We start from the raw sequence: 16,545 nt of genomic DNA, 5'->3' as shown, positions 1-16,545 counted from the left end.
ACTCTTTTGGAAAAGAAAGGGAAGTAAGAATTTTTTGAAAAAATAAGAAAAAACGTATTTCAGGAGGCTAATCAAAAATATTTCTTTGAAGAGGAAGTATAATGAAATTCTTAGACGGAGTTAATGTAACTTATATCAAGAAAGGCGAGAAAAGTGCACTTTCAAAGATACTGAATGAATTATCAAAGCACGAAACAAGACTCAGCTTCAAGCCTATGAACAATGAATTCTACGGTGAATTCAGAATTGAATTCTACTCACCTATGGAAGGTTTCCCAACGATAAAACTAACAGGTTTAATTGTGATAGACGAGCCAATCGAATGGTTGATGACAAAAGATGACCAATCGGCAATGGCTATTGAAAAGATAATGCATGTAGTCGATACTGAAATCTTAGAATCGGACACGTCAAAACCGATACCTGTCGTAATCCTTGAACAGTCAAAGGTATACGCCGTTGTAAATGAAGAACTAACAAAAGACTACTCACTGAACCAGCTTGTAAATTCAGCACTTGAAAGGTTGTTTGAAGTGTACTTTGATAAGGAATTTATTCCCGACGAATATGAAATACAAATACACTCAGAACTGACCGACTACTTCGTATGACAATGTGAAGTAAATAGACGCCCCAAATTGAGAAAAATCGAGAGATAAGTCCGAAAAAGGCCGCTTAAACCCGTAATTGACTTTTCATGTTTTTTATTGTAAACTTTATCTTGGCTTTTTAAAATTAATTAATATTTGGAACCGTTTCGATAACAAATTCTGAACCAAAACAACGGAACAAGATAAGCAAAGGGGTGCATTAGAGTGTCTAAGTCAATTTCTAAGGTAAACTCCAACAACAAGAAAGATTTCGTCGAGAATCAATTTGAATACCACCTCAAACATACTTTGGCAGAAACCCCTGAATACTCTTCGATAATGCAAAAATTCTTTGCACTTTCCAACACAGTTCGGGACATCATTGCAGAAAGATGGTTACAAACCGAAGAAAAAATTCTGAAGAGAAGAGAGCTCAGAATCGTTAACTACCTGTCGATGGAGTTTTTGATAGGCAGGCTACTTTACAATAACATTCTCAATCTTCAAGTTGAAGACGAAATCAAAGAGTTGCTTTCAAGATATGATCTGACATTAGACGAAATAGCATTACTCGAAGAGGACGCAGCACTTGGGAACGGTGGACTTGGAAGGCTTGCAGCTTGTTTCTTAGACTCCCTTGCAACGCTTGGATATCTCTCGTACGGTTACACGATAAGGTACCAATACGGCCTGTTTAAACAAGAGATTGAGAACGGATTTCAGAGGGAAGTGCCCGATGACTGGATGAAGAATGGTTACCCTTGGGAATTCCCAAAACCTGAAGAAAGCGTAAAAGTTAAGTTCTTCGGTAGAAGCGAAGCTTACACAGACGAAAAGGGAAGACTCAGATTCCGCTGGGTTGATACATACGATGTCCTCGCCGTTCCGTATGATATATACGTAACTGGATACGACAGCGACATAGTCTTGGTACTGAGACTTTGGCAGCCCAAAGCACTCAACGAATTCAATTTTGCTGAATTTGAAAAAGGCAATTATGAAAAAGCGGTGTACGAGAAAAACCTTGCCGAAACGCTCTGCAAAGTTCTTTATCCGAACGATGCATTCTTCCAAGGACGCGAACTGAGGCTCAAACAGGAATACTTCTTTGTAAGTGCGGCAATACAAGATATAATCAGAAGGCACAAAAGAAGGTACAGAAACGACCTGTACAATTTAAGTAGCGCAGAAGTTATACAGCTGAACGACACGCATCCAACCTTGGCTATCCCTGAACTGATGAGAATACTCCTTGACGAAGAAGGATATACATGGGAAGAAGCATGGGAAATTGTGAAGAACACAATCGCTTACACGAACCACACAGTAATGCCTGAAGCCCTTGAAAAATGGGAAGCACCTCTGTTCCAGAATATGCTCCCAAGACATTATCAAATCATCGAAGAAATCAACGCAAGATTCTTGAATGAGGTTGCATACAAATTCGACGGTGACTTACACAAGATAATCAACATGTCTGTCTTCGAAGAAGGGAATATCAAAAAATTAAGGATGGCGAATCTTTGTTCCATCGCTTCATTCTCCATAAACGGAGTTTCTGAACTGCATACGGAAATCTTGAAGAAAACAGTTTTAAAAGACTTCTACGAAATGTACCCAGAGAAATTCAACAACAAGACAAACGGCGTCACGCAAAGAAGATGGCTTTTAGAATGCAACCCACCACTTGCAAAGCTCATTAAAGAAAGTATTGGCGACGGTTGGATCACAGATCTTTACGAGCTCAAGAAACTTGAAATATTCCAAGATGACCCCGAATTCTTAGAAAAGCTCGACAAAGCTAAGATGTGGAACAAAGAAAGGCTTGCAAAATACGTGAAAGAAAAGCTCGACATCGTAATTGATCCAAATACATTATTCGACATACAGGTAAAGCGCATACACGAATACAAGCGCCAGCTGCTCAACATACTCCACGTTATACACCTTTACAACGAAATACGGGCAGGAAAACACTTGAAAGTTCCAAGAACATTTATCTTTGCGGGTAAATCTGCACCTGGTTACAGGATGGCAAAGCTCATAATCAAGCTCATAAACAGCGTTGCAAATGTTGTGAACAATGATCCGATTGTCAGTAAGGAACTCAAAGTTGTATTTATACCAAATTACAACGTATCAGCAGCTCAAATAATAATTCCTGCAGCAAACATTAGCGAGCAGATCTCGACAGCTGGTACGGAAGCATCCGGTACAGGAAACATGAAATTCATGATCAACGGTGCACTGACAATTGGAACGTTAGATGGTGCAAACGTCGAAATGCTTGAAGAAGTTGGAGAAGATAACATACTTATCTTTGGTCTAAAGGCTGAGGAGATAGAAGAAGCGAAAAGGAAAGGAAAGTACAACCCGTTCGGTATTTACCTCGAGAACGAAAAAATAAGAAAAGTACTCGACATGGTCAGGACGGGTTACTTTACTCCGGAAACACCTGAACTTTTCGAAGACATATTCGAAACATTAATTTATGGGAAACACGCACCAATGCCAGATCAATACTTTGTACTCGCGGACTTCGATGCATACGCACAGGCGCACAAAAAAATTGAGGAGCTGTTCTTAAATAAACAAGAATGGAACAGAAAATCACTGCTGAACATCGCAAGAAGCGGAAAATTCTCAAGCGATAGAACGATAGAAGAGTACGTAAGAGACATCTGGAAGACGCAGAAAGTTTAATAAGTAAGGAAATAAACATAAGGCTCCGGATCAACCGGAGCCTTCTTGTTTAGATATCTGATCTATTAAAGCTTCTTGTGAACGAACCACCAATCGAATCCCTTGTACTCTTGCAGCCTCTTTGCTGCCGTTTCGCAGTCGCTTGCAGGTGGAATTATCACTTCATCACCGATAAGCTCGTTGTTCGGCCAGTTTGCAGGAAGAGCAACTTTGTACTGATCATTAACTTGCAATCCCTTAATCATTCTCAGTATTTCGTCCATATTCCTTCCAAGCTCCTGTGGATAATACAGGGACGCTCTAAGAACACCGTTCGGATCGATTATGAATACCGCCCTCACAGTGTTTGTACCCTTTCCCGGGTGAATCATACCGAAGAGTTCAGCTATCTGTCCCCTATCGTCTGCGATTACTGGGAACTTAATCTCAACACCGAGCACTTCCTTAATCCACTGCACCCACTTGATATGTGAAAACACCTGGTCGATACTCAAACCTATAAGCTCTGCGTTGAGCTTTTTGAACTCATCGTACCTCTTTTGGAACGCAACAAATTCCGTTGTACAAACTGGTGTGAAATCTGCCGGATGGCTGAAAAGCACTACCCATTTGCCTTCGTAATCCTTTGGAAAGTTTATAACTCCATGCGTTGTCTTCGCTGTAAACTCAGGAGCCCTTTCTCCAATAAGTGGCAAACCCATAAAAACACCTCCTCATAAACTTGTTATCTACATCGTGTTTGTTTTTAGACACAATCTAATTATATATATTATCCAAATCATTTTCAATAACGGAGGTGTTTCTGTTTAGTTACTTTTAAATTTATTAAACGACTATATCTTTTTCTAAAATTAAAGCAAAGCTATCAGATTTTCTATTGCATCTCTACATTCTCTTGGCAGTCTGTCGTATCCCTGGTTCTCGCCGTCTTTTTGGTTTATGAATTCTATCCTCTTTTCAAGCGAAACCCTTAAAAGTTCTCTGTATTCATACTCCGATGTCTTGACTTCGAATCCTGGTATCTCCATAATCTTAAGACCGCCGAACCACTCGATAAAGTTCGATTTCTTTTCGACAATGTTCTCAACAATTTCGAGAGTCACCTCTTTCGGTACCTTCTTGTTCAAATAGAATCCAGTGTTTATGATATAGCACTCCACACCTTTTTCAAAGAGTTTCTTAAATTTCTCATAATCTTCCGAAAGCGGATAAGTTCTAAACGGATTGGCGTACGGTTCAAAGACTAAAGCTTCTGGATCAACACCGGGGAGCAGCCTTTCCGCTGACGTGCGCTTTGTTGCAAGCGTTGCACCCATCGTCGATGCAAGGATTGGATCTTCTATTTTCACAACCGGTGGCAAAACAGGGTCTTTCATTATCCAGAAGATAGCATTCACTGGCTCATCTATCTTATCCACCCTATTTGGCGACCATAACCTTGACTTGATTGCCCTTCCGTTTCCGTTTCGGATATCTTCCATTACCGGAACAACTCGACCGTGTTCGTCAACAGTCGCTCCGCAGTTCTGTATGGTTAAAAGGAACTTATTATCCTCGCTTGTCAGCGGATAATCGGATGTCTTATCAAAATAGGAAGGTTCGAGTGCTATTGAGGACAAATCTTCAAGATTAATTACCAAAGCATCGTCGTGAAGAACTGTGATATTGTACTTTCCATTGTGCTTTGAATGTGTGAGAGTAGATTTTCCTGAGCCAGACAATCCGAAAAACGCAGCAACGTACCTTCGACTGTCAAATTCATACTTCTTCAAGCCACCATGACAAGCTACATACGATTGTCTATTTCCAACCGACCAACCGAGTGTGAGCGTTCCTTTCTTGAACTCCCCAAAATATCTCAAACCAAGCAGCGCAGCACAATTATTCTTCGGGTCAAATAACGCAAGCCCTCCGGGAAAGTCCGGATGAGTCCAATCCGGATCTGTGAATATGTATATGTCAGGCTCGTTTAAAACCTTAGATCTTTCGTACATCAAAGAATACTCAGGTGTTAAATCCTGAAAATTCAGAAGCCAATTGTATACAGTATTCTCAAAGCCCTCTGGTATAAGTATATGGTTCTTAACCATGAAATCTTCGTGAAGTCCGGTATAGCTTATTGCATGGTGCATCTTTCTAAATCTTGTTCCATATACTGCTTCTCTCACAACTTCCGCAAGTACATCTTCATTAACATTCGGCATACCGATTATCTTCCTTGCGCCTGAAAACCTTCCGACAACAGCGCCATCGTTGAAAAGTAAGATCTTCGTGCCTTCATCAAGATTCAAGAGTTCGGGTTTGTACACCGGTAAATCTGTCACTATCGTGCCGGGAGACTTCATAGCTTTTTTGTATGCTTCTCTCCTTGAGGTCAAAAGTTCAACGTTATTACCATAAAACGCACTCTCGATAGTCGTGCGGATCTTAGAAAAATTGGACTTGTTAACCTCACCCCACTGCCACCTTCCCTTAGTTGCCATAAGAAGCCTCCTCTCTAAGTGCGAATAAACAAAAGAAATATTCTTCGTGCATAGTGTATATATATTCTAAACCGTTTGTGAAATAAGCTTAAACTTAGCATAATTCCACATACTCGCGCATAACAAAGCATGTAAAAGTTTACACAAATAATTACCTCTAAATGCACTTAACCTACCATTTTCGAATGTTTATCACAAATTGACTAAAAAAATTAGTTTATCTTTTGAACTATTTAATAAATTAACAGTCTAATATAATGAAGAATGAAAAGTGCGTTAATCAATTGGAAGGGAGGATACATAGTGGTTAACAAAAGCTTGAATAGTAGTTTTGACATCTCGGCTGCTGAAAAATCAACAATTCACGAACCCGAAAAGCTATGGAATGCGCTATGCGTTGAAGAAGTGCTTTCGGACATACTAAACATAATCACGAACATGGTGAGTTTGCTTCCTGAATTTCAGGAAATTGAAGATATGAGCACCACTGAACTTTACGTTTTCCTATTCACCGCTATTTCGGATAACCAAAAAGATGTGTCAAACACAAACCTCTCTAAAAAGCTCCACATTTCAAAATCAGCAGTCAGTGTTGCTACGAAACTTCTAATAAAGAAAGGAATCATACAAGCAGTTCAGGATATCGAAGACAGGAGACATTCCTACCTAACCCTTACCCCAAGAGGAAAGGCTATATTTAACGAATTTAAGCGTTCTTTTGGAAATTTGTTGAATGAGGTAGTCTCGTCTATGAATGAAGGAGAATTAAAAAAACTAACAGAATCATTCAAAATGCTTGCGGAATTTTCAAAGAAAATGGAAATCAGAAATCACTAAGTGCAGAGGTGGTTTGCATGGTCCTTATCACTGGTGGTACGGGACATCTTGGAAATGTCCTCGTTAGAAAATTGATAGAGTCTGGCGAAAGAGTCAGGATTTTAGTCCATCCAACGGACAATTTGGTATCTTTGCAGTTGCTACCTGTAGAGATATTCTACGGGGATGTCCGCAACGACTTTTCTTATGCACTTAACGGTATTGATGCCATTTTTCATCTAGCCTCTTTGATAGCGATAACCCCGACTAAAAGAAAATTATTGTACTCTGTTAACGTTGACGGCACTAAGAACATAATCGAACATGCCAAGAGCAAATCGATACCTTTAATTTATGTGAGCAGTGTCCATGCTTTTGCAGAAATTGAAAAAGGAAGCACTATTACTGAGGAAACTCCAGTAGATGAAGACCGCGTGATCGACGACTATGCAAAGTCAAAAGCTTTAGCGACAAAGCTCGTTGAATCGAGTTTCAAAGATGGACTTGATGGATTCATCGTATTCCCAACTGGCATATTTGGACCGTACGATTACAAAGATTCTTACTTCTCTCGCGTAATGAAAAAGTACAGAGGTGGGAAGCTAAAATACACAGTCAGAGGCAGTTTTGATTTTGTAGATGTTAGAGACGTAGCCAATTCGATTGTGAAATTGTACAAATCACTAAAGTCTGGGAAGATATCGAAGGAAAGATACATAGTATCAGGACACGATATCAGATTTGAGGAGCTTCCAGCACTTTGTGGCGCACGTGAATTCAAAGTGCTCGATGACACAACAGCAGATATTCTAAGCTATGTTTCACTTATCGCAAACGTCATTCTCAAGATCCCTGCGGAATTCGTTCCATATGCTTTGCACACTATACGTCTGAACTATAAGTTCTCCAACGAAAAGTTGAAATCCACAATCCCGTACTCACTAATAAAAGTTGAAGATTCGGTACACGATTTTTTCAATTGGTTAAACGAATTGAATAAACACGGGAGAATGTGTTATAATATTATCTGAGTTCTACGGGAGGTGGATTTTTTGGCAAGATTAAGGGTTTACGAATTAGCAAAACAATTAGATATGGACACGAAAGAGTTACTCCACGAGTTGGAGGAGCTTGGCATTGAAGTCAAGAGTCACATGAGCTACATCGATGAAGAAACAGTGAATATACTCCTTGATATATACAAAGAAACTCTTGACGAGGAAGAAGAGATAATAGTTACCAAAGCAAAAGAGCCCGCAAAAGAAAAAGCGGAGGCAAAAAAGCCTCCTGTTCACATAACAGAAGACGATTTGAAGCTCGATAAATTTGCGGAGAAGATTAAAATTCCGCAGAATAGGATTATTCAGGACTTCTTCATGAAAGGTGAAGTTCTCAGACCCGGTCAGGCAATTTCTATTTCTTTGGCGAAGAAGATCGCTAAGATGTATGATGTCCGATTGACATTCGAAGAAGAAACGGTAAAAGAGGAAGTTAAACTAGAAAATCCGCTCGATGAATTCAAAAGACAATTCGAGATTCTCTATCAAGATAAGAGCAAACTTGTTAACAGACCTCCTGTAGTTACTGTCATGGGACACGTTGACCACGGAAAGACTACATTACTTGATTACATCAGAAAAACGAAAATAGCCGAAAAAGAAGAAGGTGGAATTACACAAAGTATAGGTGCATATCAGGTTCTGGTGAATGGTAAGAAGATAACATTCATAGACACGCCGGGCCACGAAGTGTTTACAGAAATGCGCGCACGTGGTGCTCAGGCAACGGATATAGTCGTGCTCGTTGTTGCAGCAGACGACGGCGTTATGCCTCAGACAATTGAAGCGTATAACCACGCAAAATCTGCAAACGTACCTATAATTGTAGCGATAAACAAAATAGACAAGCCAAACGCAAATGTAGACCTTACGAAACAAGACCTCGTGACAAAACTCAACCTCATTCCAGAAGACTGGGGCGGAGACACGATAGTTGTTCCTATCTCGGCAAGGAATGGAATCAACGTGGATACACTCCTTGAAATGATACTCCTTGTCGCAGAGATGCAGGATATCAGAAGCATTCCTGAATCTCCAACAAGAGCGGTCATAATCGAAACGAGACTCGATAAAGGATACGGTCCAGTCGCAAATGCCGTTGTTAAAGATGGCGTACTCAAAGTCGGAGATTACATAGTTGCTGGAAAATCGTTCGGAAAAGTAAAAGCTCTAATAGATGACAAAGGTAAAAGGATAAACCAAGCAGAGCCATCTACACCCGTGATGATTGTCGGTTTCGAAGAGCTGCCTGATCCGCACAGCATCATCTACGTCGTTGAGTCCAAAGAAAAAGCTGTAGAAATAGTTGAAAAAGTCAAAGAGCTCGAAGCAAGAGAACTCAGAAAGAAACGCCAGATAAAACTCGAAGAAATACTCAAGAAGATGCAGGAAGAAGAGAAAAAGGAAGTAAAACTGATACTCAAAGCGGACACGGTTGGTTCATTGCAGGCATTGCAGAATGCCATAGCAAAGATGAGAACAAACGAAATCGACATCGATGTTGTGCATGCGGCAGTCGGTGCGATAAATTCAAGCGACGTCATGCTTGCATCCGCATCAGAAGCGATAATCCTTGGATTCAGAGTAAAAGCAGACTCTCAATCATCAAGGCTTGCAGAGTCTGAAGGTGTGCAGATTAAGACATACACGATTATATACAAACTCCTCGAAGACTTGAAAGCTGCACTCGAAGGTATGCTTGAACCAGAAGAGGTAGAAGAGAAGACAGGCTATGGTGAGATAAAGAAAGTCTTCAAGATACACAAATACGGAAACATCGCAGGTGTCCAAATGTACGAAGGTTACGTAGAAAAGAGCGGATTCGTAAGGATATACAGAAATGGATCGCTCGTTTTCGAAGGCAAGATTGAAAGCTTGAAACACTACCAACAAGACGTCAACAAAGTTAGCGCACCGCAGGAATGTGGTATAAAATTCCAAAACTTTGACGACATAAAGGAAAACGACGAATTGGAATTTTACATAATCAAAAAGGTTCCAAGAAAACTTACCGCAGTTATTGAAGAACAGAAAGAAGATGAAAAAGAATAAAAAGCCACCGAGAAGGTGGCTTTTTCTATCATATTAGCACCATATAATCCTTTATATCGTTTACTTATTGAAATAAACCGTGAACTTCGTCCCAATCATATGCTGCGACTCAACTTCGACCTTGTAGTCAGCCAAATTTGAAAGGTGCTTCACAACGGCCAGACCAAGTCCTGATCCAGATGCCATTCGAACACCCGTTGGAGTTCTGTAAAAGCGCTCAAATATCCTTGGAAGCTCTTCGTCAGGAATACCAACACCAAAATCGCGTACTGACAAATAATCCTTCGTGATCTCAACAATAACTTTTGAATTTTCGAAAGAGTACTTCACTGCGTTCGACAGTAGATTTCTCAGAATCGTTCTCAGGATGAATTGATCACCGGTAAGAAAGTCTACTTTTATCTCTTTCAGAACCTCTATTCTCTTTGTGTTTATCAATCCTTCCAGATCATCCACAACCAAGTCAACAAGTTTTCTAACATCGATCTTCTCAACCTTCGGAGTGTAAACACCAAGCTGCGCCATCGTTATATACTCAATCTGTTGTATGATTCTTGAAAGTCGTTCTATATTCTTCTGTACTCTTGCAAGGATTTCTATCTTTGAAATATCATCTTCTTCTTCCATCAATTCAGACACAGCACTGCTGATAACTCCGATCGGATTCTTGAGCTCGTGAGCAATCAAAACCGACATATTCATTTTCGTGTCGTGAAGATACTTTTCTTGCGTTTTATCCTTCAAAATTAAAACTCCGACGTCTTTCAAATAACGAATTCGAAAGAAGAACCATCCGCCTTTCTTGCTTGAAAAAACTTTATCCTCAAATTCAACAATATCTTTATCTTCACCGTCATGAACCGCGTCAACCAGCAAGTTCCCCTTTTCCAAGATCAACAAATCGAATATATCCGCACCGATGCATTCGCCAAAATATTCTTTAGCTTTCTTGTTTATTTCACTCACTTTAGTACCTTCTATTAAGAAAACCAACTCATCGACGTTGTCCAAAACCCTCTTTAAGAACATAATTTCATTCTTCAGAATCTTTATCCCCTTTCTTTGAGAACTTATAACCGACGCCTCTAATAGTGATAATCCAATTTTTGCCAAGCTTTTTCCTCAAGCTGTTTATGTGAACATCAACCACCCTGTCGTAAACTTCGAATTCATCCTTCCACAGCTCTTCCAAAATCTGCTCTCTTGAAAACACTCTGTCAGGCCTCTGGGCGAGCAATTTCAGTATCTCGAACTCCCTTGTAGTTAGTTCAATAGGTTCGCCATCGTAAGTAACAACATAATCATCTGGATAGATTTCCAACTTACCGTACTTTATGACCTCTTTCAATCCCCGAGTTCTTCTGAAAAACGCCTTCACACGCGCCGCTACTTCCCTTGGATTGAATGGCTTTCCTACGTAATCATCAGCCCCGAGTTCTATGCCGAGGATTTTATCAAGATCCGTATTCTTGGCTGATATAATTATAATTCCAATCTCCGGAAAATTCGACTTTATATCCTGAATTTCGTTCAAAGCATTCCCATCTGGAAGCATTAGGTCAAGAACTATCAAATTTGGAGAAATTTCTCCAAGCTTTTTGTACATTTCATTAATACCATACGCTACACTTACTTCAAATCCTTCGCCTTGAAGAAGCCTTGCCAGACTTTCAGCAAGAGCGCGTTCATCTTCAACAACGAGCACCGTCATAGTGACTCTTTAAGCTCCCTTCCGGTCTCTATAAACACGATTTCTTCACATATATTTGTTAAATGGTCTGCAACTCGCTCAAGGTCTCTTGAAAACAGAACGTTCAAAACAAGCTCGTGCGCTCCTAACCCTTCGACTTCGCTCGTTATCCGTCTGTCGAGCTCGTCTATTACATCGTCCATCTTCCAAGTTTCTATTGCAAGTTCCGTATCCCTTCTTGAGAACGCAGTTACAGTTTTTTGGAGCATGTCGATGACTTTGCCGAACATCTCTTTTACAAGGAATGAAGGTTTGAAGTTTGGCAAATTCTCGATTATCCAGAGAGTCCTCTCTGCAAAATTGCACGCGTGATCACCTATTCTTTCGAGGTTGTTTGCAAGCTTCATCGCTGCGATTGTGTATCTCAATTCCTTTCCAAGCGGGTTAAACCTTGCGATGATATCCAATACCAGCTCTTCTATCTCGCGGTTTATATTGTCTATCTCATCGTCCATTTCAATTACTTTTTTTGCCAAATTTCTATCCAAGTTTTCGAAAGCAAATGAGGACATCTCAATTGTATCCATCACAAGCGAGACCATTTTTGACAATTCTGCTCTCAGCAATGAGAATTCCTTTTCAAAATGGTGCCTTTCGCTGTTCATACTCACACCTCCTATAATCCTCCGAACACTCTTATCCTATTTTACCACTTAAGAACTGCTGAGTTAATTCGTGCTGTGGATTTGTTAAGAGCGAAGAAGTTAACCCTTGCTCTATTATCTCTCCTTTATACATAAAGACCGTATAGTCCGAAATTCTCGAAGCCTGCCCGATGTTGTGCGTGACAATAGCTATCGTAAACTTTTCTGCAAGTTCTTCTATCAGCGATTCTATTTTCTGTGTTGCGATTGGATCGAGTGCACTTGTCGGCTCATCAAATAGTATCACTTCCGGCTCAACGGCGATAGTTCTTGCTATACACAACCTCTGCTGCTGACCACCTGACAACTTCAGAGCACTCTTGTCCAAATCGTCCTTAACTTCGTCCCAAAGCGCTGAAACTTCCAAAGACCACCTAACTTTTTCCTTTATCTCTTTCTTATCCGTAACACCTATAAGTCTCAGACCGTATGCTATATTTTCGAAAATTGACATCGGAAATGGCGTTGGCTTTTGGAATACCATTCCAATCCTTCTTCTCAATGCGTAGACATCAACATCCTCATCGTATATGTTCCTGTCATGGAACAATATTTCCCCGCTCACTTTGAACTCAGGAATCAAGTCGTTTATCCTGTTAATACTCCTTAGAAGTGTCGATTTACCACATCCTGACGGACCCATGATCGCAGTTATCTTATTCTTCATTATCTTCAAATTAGCATCTTTTACTGCCAACTTTTCTCCATAGTACGCATTAAAATTCTTGATCTCGATAACAAAATCACCAAAAACTTCCTTCATCACTTTTCCCTCCTAAAAGCAAAAGCTATTGTGTAAACGAGTATAACGAGCAGTATCAACACAGAAGTCGCACCTTCTGCCATCCAGCGAGCCCCACTTCCGTATGAAGCTGTTAAGAAATACACGTGCGTTGGGAGAGTCATAACAGGGGACAGGAGATTTCTTGGCAACTGCGTTGCGTAGAAGACCGCTGCAGTGAGAATCAAAGGTGCGGTCTCTCCTATCACGCGCCCAGCTCCTACGAACGAGACTGTTAAGATACTCTTTTTCACCGCTGGAATTAACATATCAAATATAACTTCACTCTTTCTTGCACCCAAAGCGTACGCCGCTTCCCTCAATTCTCTTGGTATTGACCTCATCACTTCGTACACGGCTGAAGAAATGACCGGAATAACCATTATCGCTAAAGTCAGACCACCTGCCAGAATAGACGTGCGCATGTTCATCAATATGCAGAACAGCCCAAGACCAAACAGACCGTACACAACAGAAGGAATACCACTCAAAATAGTCACCGCAAACTTTATATAACCGAGATTATACTCAGACAACACAACACCGAGCAATATTCCGAGTGGGACAGCTATTGCAAGTGCGACAACTGTTAAGATAGCAGAACCGAGTATCGTCGGAAATATCCCGCCATCTCGCATCTGATTGCTTGGAAATTGAGTGAAAAATTCCAAACTCCAATACTTTAATCCGGGAACGAGAGCTAATAAGAATAGCACCACTATCATTACAACTATCGTATATGTCAACACTCTTAAAACATTTGCAGTTACAAGATTGCTTTTTGCAAGTCCTCGTTTTTTACTAGACAGCACCTTTTTCATCTCTTACTCCTCCTCAGCAGCATGATGGAAATAAGCTCAAAGATGGTCGAAAAAATAATCAGTATCAAACCAGCTACGAAAAGAGCACTGAAATGAGTTGAAAACCTAGCTGCCTCAGGCATTTCACTTGCAATAGCTGCTGTGAGTGTCTTCATCGGGTCAGTAAGTTTTTGCGGCACCATCGCAGCACCACCGCCAAGGAGGAGAACGACAATCGTCTCTCCAACTATCCTATTTGCCGTAAGGACCGCAGCGTTTAGAATCCCTGGAAATGCGGCTTTGGATGTGACTCTGACATACGTTTTGAATGGCAGCGCTCCGAGCGCTGCACTCGCTTCTTCCAATTCTCTTGGAACATTGTCTAAGGATTCCAATATCAAAACTGTGCTGATTGGAATTGTGAGGAAAAACAATCCAGCAAGAGCGAGTAACAAATTTTGTGGCGAATAGATACCAAATTGGGCAAACAGGGGACTGAAGTGTGTAAGAAAAACAAAAGCGATGACGACTGAGGGCACGCCGGAGAGGTATTCAATGAACCTTCGAACAACAGCCTTTTCCTTTTTAGATGCGAAACCGTGGAGGTAGATGGCTATAAAGTAAGAAACTGGTAGTACCAAAATTGTACCGAGGACAGTCACAATAAGAGAATTCAATATTAAAGAACGCATCCCGTACTCACCTGGTTCCCAGACTGGGTACCATTGATCAGACAAAAAGAGGTCCGCACCGACGGTGCGGATAGCAGGAAGCGATTCTCGGATTAGGTAGAAATACACACCAAAGAGTACCGATATCGCAAGTGCTGACGTCAGCGCTAACAAAGCCTTTCGGGTTTTATCTCTGAGTTCTCTCTTCACTTTTATCCCCTTTCTATCTCATATTTCTAATATCTCTAACACTTGCGTGTGACTTATCGCACTAGTAAGCTTTCTTTATGTTTCTATCTGTTGTTCCAAAGTTTCTCAGTTTATCCCTATTACTGTCCAAGCGCTGCAACAAAACCTGCTTTTTCGACTAATTCCTGACCCTTCTTGGACATAATGAATCTTAAGTATTCTGCAACTGGACCTTCTTCTGGCCAACCTTTTGTAATATCAACGAATATGAAGAGTGGTCTTGAGAGTGGGTACTTAGCTGAGAGAATGTTCTGTTTTGAAGGAAGCACACCATTTACCGAGACAACTTTAACTGAACTATCTACATATCCAACCCCGAAATAAGCTATTGAGTAAGGTGTCTTTGCAACTGTTTCGAGTTCTGCCATTGATGATTCAAGCATTCTAACCCTTGGAGACATCTTTTCATCTTGGAGAACCTTTTCCTTGAAGACTTCAAACGTACCGGATGCTGTGTTTCTTGAGAATGCAACTATATCTCTTGCTGGAAGGTTTGGATCAATCTGATTCCATCTTGTAACTTTTCCTGTATAGATATCCTTGATCTGCTGGATTGTAAGGTTCTTAACTGGTAAATCCTTGTGAACAACAACCGCAATTCCGTCCCAAGCAATTAAAATTGGTGTGAACCACTTTTTCTGAGAGAACATCTGCTGAACTTCTGAATCTTTGAACCATCTGCTTGAATTTGCTATATCTGTTGTACCGTTGAAAAGAGCCGCAACTCCTGTAGAACTTCCTGCACCCTCGAGCGTTACTTTGATATTTGGATACATCTTACCGAATTCTTCAACCCACAACTGTGAAAGTTCGAGCATCGTGTTCGAACCTTTTATAACCAAGCTGTTCGCAAAGACTACTGAAGAAGCGAACAAAACTACCAAGAATAACAAACCTAATATCTTCCTTAAAACTGACCTTGCCATACCGACACCTCCTATTGAATTAATTTCCTTACAGAGTTCGCCTTAATTATTTCATTCAAAAATTAAGCCTTGATTTTAGAATGTTAAGAATTGTTAAGAAAATAGATGAAAAAAACAGCCACCTTATTGGTGGCTGTGAGGTAATTTGTGAAGTAATTATAGAGTTATAAATTTGAAATTTTAAACTTATCGATACCAGTTACAACATCTCCGGTTGAGCTATCTATAGAATTTCTAATTTCCTCAATCTTTCGATTCACTTCTTCTATCTTGACATCTGCTTTCTCGACTTCACCCGCAACTCCTTCCATAGACTTTACCAACTCTCCTATTGCGTTCACTATGTCTTCGACGCTGTTTTTCTCATTCTTACCTTCTGCAGTTAAATTCTTTATTATCTCGTATATACTCTCTATCTGTGAACTCACCTCGCTATAATGTTTAAGTGTCTCATTGAGCTTATCTCTACTCTCCATTATACTCTCCAAAGTTCCCGTATAATCTGAATTTATATTTTGAATATCCTCGAAAATGCTATTGAGCATAACCTTTGCCTGCTCTACAAAAGACTTACTCTGCTCTGCGAGTTTCCTTATCTCATCGGCAACGACAGCAAAACCTCTACCTGCTTCGCCTGCTCTTGCAGCTTCTATCGCAGCATTCAGTGCAAGCAAATTAGTCTGCTCTGCTATGCTGGTTATACCTTTTAGCATATCTTCGATCTTCTCGTTCTTGCTCGACAAATCCCCTATCAACCTTAACAATTCCTCACCTTTTTCTTTTGTTTTCTCAAGTGCGTTCGAAGTATCTTTCATAACCGTTCTCGACTCAACGCTGCTCTTTGCAACACTTCCCAAATATTCCGATGCCTTGTCCAAATTCTGAACGAACATCTCCAAACTGCTGTTTATACTCTCCGAAGCCGCATTAACCTCCTCTTCAAAGAAATATTTTTGATTAGCCTCCTGAAATACGTTTTTTCTTATTTTTTCAAAAAATTCTTACTTCCCTTTCTTTTCCAA

At 40.4% G+C, this 16,545-nt stretch carries 15 protein-coding genes; 5 read left to right on the top strand and 10 right to left on the bottom strand.

All coding sequences use genetic code 11. The annotated features are described in order from the left end of the window. Window positions 1-101 precede the first annotated feature (101 nt). Together BUA11_RS10095 and BUA11_RS10090 are read left to right on the top strand one after the other, a co-directional pair. Entirely contained in the window at window positions 102-611 is a 510-nt protein-coding gene (locus tag BUA11_RS10095) for a hypothetical protein (RefSeq protein WP_072761133.1), read from the top strand. A gap of 204 nt (window positions 612-815) precedes the next feature. Beyond that, window positions 816-3,293, top strand: a complete 2,478-nt coding sequence (locus BUA11_RS10090; protein ID WP_084634454.1) for a glycogen/starch/alpha-glucan phosphorylase — start codon at window positions 816-818, stop codon at window positions 3,291-3,293. Window positions 3,294-3,358: 65 nt separating this feature from the next. Here BUA11_RS10090 and BUA11_RS10085 read toward each other — a convergent pair whose 3' ends face one another. Continuing rightward, window positions 3,359-3,994 (bottom strand): peroxiredoxin, encoded by a 636-nt coding sequence (locus tag BUA11_RS10085; RefSeq protein ID WP_072761131.1) that lies wholly within the window; start codon window positions 3,992-3,994, stop codon window positions 3,359-3,361. A gap of 150 nt (window positions 3,995-4,144) precedes the next feature. Then, window positions 4,145-5,776, bottom strand: a complete 1,632-nt coding sequence (locus BUA11_RS10080) for a phosphoenolpyruvate carboxykinase (ATP) (RefSeq protein WP_072761129.1) — start codon at window positions 5,774-5,776, stop codon at window positions 4,145-4,147. Between the two features lie 303 nt (window positions 5,777-6,079). On the opposite strand from BUA11_RS10080, the gene BUA11_RS10075 reads away from it, so the two are divergent. From BUA11_RS10075 to infB, 3 genes are read left to right on the top strand one after another with little or no spacing between them, the layout of a single operon-like run. Then, on the top strand, window positions 6,080-6,613 hold the full coding sequence (locus tag BUA11_RS10075) for a MarR family winged helix-turn-helix transcriptional regulator (protein WP_072761127.1): 534 nt from the start codon (window positions 6,080-6,082) through the stop codon (window positions 6,611-6,613). A 17-nt stretch (window positions 6,614-6,630) separates the two neighbouring features. Continuing rightward, on the top strand, window positions 6,631-7,623 hold the full coding sequence (locus tag BUA11_RS10070; RefSeq protein WP_072761125.1) for an NAD-dependent epimerase/dehydratase family protein: 993 nt from the start codon (window positions 6,631-6,633) through the stop codon (window positions 7,621-7,623). A 21-nt stretch (window positions 7,624-7,644) separates the two neighbouring features. Next, window positions 7,645-9,702 (top strand): translation initiation factor IF-2, encoded by a 2,058-nt coding sequence (infB, locus tag BUA11_RS10065; protein WP_072761123.1) that lies wholly within the window; start codon window positions 7,645-7,647, stop codon window positions 9,700-9,702. 60 nt (window positions 9,703-9,762) lie between these two features. Here infB and BUA11_RS10060 read toward each other — a convergent pair whose 3' ends face one another. The 8 genes from BUA11_RS10060 to BUA11_RS10025 all read right to left on the bottom strand — a co-directional run bounded on the left by BUA11_RS10060 (window position 9,763) and on the right by BUA11_RS10025 (window position 16,416). Next, complete coding sequence (locus BUA11_RS10060; protein WP_245789725.1) at window positions 9,763-10,815, bottom strand: sensor histidine kinase; 1,053 nt, start codon at window positions 10,813-10,815, stop codon at window positions 9,763-9,765. Beyond that, complete coding sequence (locus tag BUA11_RS10055; protein ID WP_072761121.1) at window positions 10,736-11,413, bottom strand: response regulator transcription factor; 678 nt, start codon at window positions 11,411-11,413, stop codon at window positions 10,736-10,738. Before BUA11_RS10055 ends, BUA11_RS10060 begins: the two co-directional genes overlap by 80 nt. Continuing rightward, window positions 11,410-12,057 carry a phosphate signaling complex protein PhoU gene (gene phoU, locus BUA11_RS10050; RefSeq protein ID WP_072761119.1) on the bottom strand — a complete coding sequence of 216 codons (648 nt, stop codon included), beginning with the start codon at window positions 12,055-12,057 and terminating at the stop codon, window positions 11,410-11,412. Before phoU ends, BUA11_RS10055 begins: the two co-directional genes overlap by 4 nt. 31 nt (window positions 12,058-12,088) lie before the next feature. After that, on the bottom strand, window positions 12,089-12,859 hold the full coding sequence (gene pstB / locus BUA11_RS10045; protein ID WP_072761116.1) for a phosphate ABC transporter ATP-binding protein PstB: 771 nt from the start codon (window positions 12,857-12,859) through the stop codon (window positions 12,089-12,091). Next, window positions 12,859-13,698, bottom strand: a complete 840-nt coding sequence (gene pstA, locus BUA11_RS10040; protein ID WP_072761114.1) for a phosphate ABC transporter permease PstA — start codon at window positions 13,696-13,698, stop codon at window positions 12,859-12,861. The genes pstB and pstA overlap by 1 nt, the downstream gene beginning before the upstream one ends. After that, on the bottom strand, window positions 13,695-14,558 hold the full coding sequence (locus BUA11_RS10035) for a PstC family ABC transporter permease (RefSeq protein ID WP_084634451.1): 864 nt from the start codon (window positions 14,556-14,558) through the stop codon (window positions 13,695-13,697). Before BUA11_RS10035 ends, pstA begins: the two co-directional genes overlap by 4 nt. A 119-nt stretch (window positions 14,559-14,677) precedes the next feature. Further along, the gene (locus tag BUA11_RS10030; protein WP_072761112.1) at window positions 14,678-15,523 is read right to left on the bottom strand and encodes a phosphate ABC transporter substrate-binding protein PstS family protein; all 846 of its coding nucleotides are present in this window, start codon (window positions 15,521-15,523) and stop codon (window positions 14,678-14,680) included. 164 nt (window positions 15,524-15,687) lie between these two features. Further along, window positions 15,688-16,416, bottom strand: a complete 729-nt coding sequence (locus BUA11_RS10025; protein ID WP_245789727.1) for a methyl-accepting chemotaxis protein — start codon at window positions 16,414-16,416, stop codon at window positions 15,688-15,690. Window positions 16,417-16,545: the final 129 nt, after the last annotated feature.

Origin of the sequence: Fervidobacterium gondwanense DSM 13020 (assembly GCF_900143265.1) — a bacterium.
Classification (GTDB): domain Bacteria; phylum Thermotogota; class Thermotogae; order Thermotogales; family Fervidobacteriaceae; genus Fervidobacterium; species Fervidobacterium gondwanense.
Note: the sequence above shows the minus strand (reverse complement) of the source record. Positions and strands in the feature narration are given on the sequence as shown.

Excerpts from the sequence above, each read along its gene's own strand:
- BUA11_RS10025 (WP_245789727.1), bottom strand. The coding sequence starts at position 16,416 with ATGTTCGTTCAGAATTTGGACAAGGCATCGGAATATTTGGGAAGTGTT.
- BUA11_RS10030 (WP_072761112.1), bottom strand. The coding sequence starts at position 15,523 with ATGGCAAGGTCAGTTTTAAGGAAGATATTAGGTTTGTTATTCTTGGTA.
- phoU (WP_072761119.1), bottom strand. The coding sequence starts at position 12,057 with ATGAACAGCGAAAGGCACCATTTTGAAAAGGAATTCTCATTGCTGAGA.
- BUA11_RS10095 (WP_072761133.1), top strand. The coding sequence starts at position 102 with ATGAAATTCTTAGACGGAGTTAATGTAACTTATATCAAGAAAGGCGAG.
- BUA11_RS10055 (WP_072761121.1), bottom strand. The coding sequence starts at position 11,413 with ATGACGGTGCTCGTTGTTGAAGATGAACGCGCTCTTGCTGAAAGTCTG.
- pstB (WP_072761116.1), bottom strand. The coding sequence starts at position 12,859 with ATGAAGGAAGTTTTTGGTGATTTTGTTATCGAGATCAAGAATTTTAAT.
- BUA11_RS10085 (WP_072761131.1), bottom strand. The coding sequence starts at position 3,994 with ATGGGTTTGCCACTTATTGGAGAAAGGGCTCCTGAGTTTACAGCGAAG.
- BUA11_RS10070 (WP_072761125.1), top strand. The coding sequence starts at position 6,631 with ATGGTCCTTATCACTGGTGGTACGGGACATCTTGGAAATGTCCTCGTT.
- pstA (WP_072761114.1), bottom strand. The coding sequence starts at position 13,698 with ATGAAAAAGGTGCTGTCTAGTAAAAAACGAGGACTTGCAAAAAGCAAT.
- BUA11_RS10080 (WP_072761129.1), bottom strand. The coding sequence starts at position 5,776 with ATGGCAACTAAGGGAAGGTGGCAGTGGGGTGAGGTTAACAAGTCCAAT.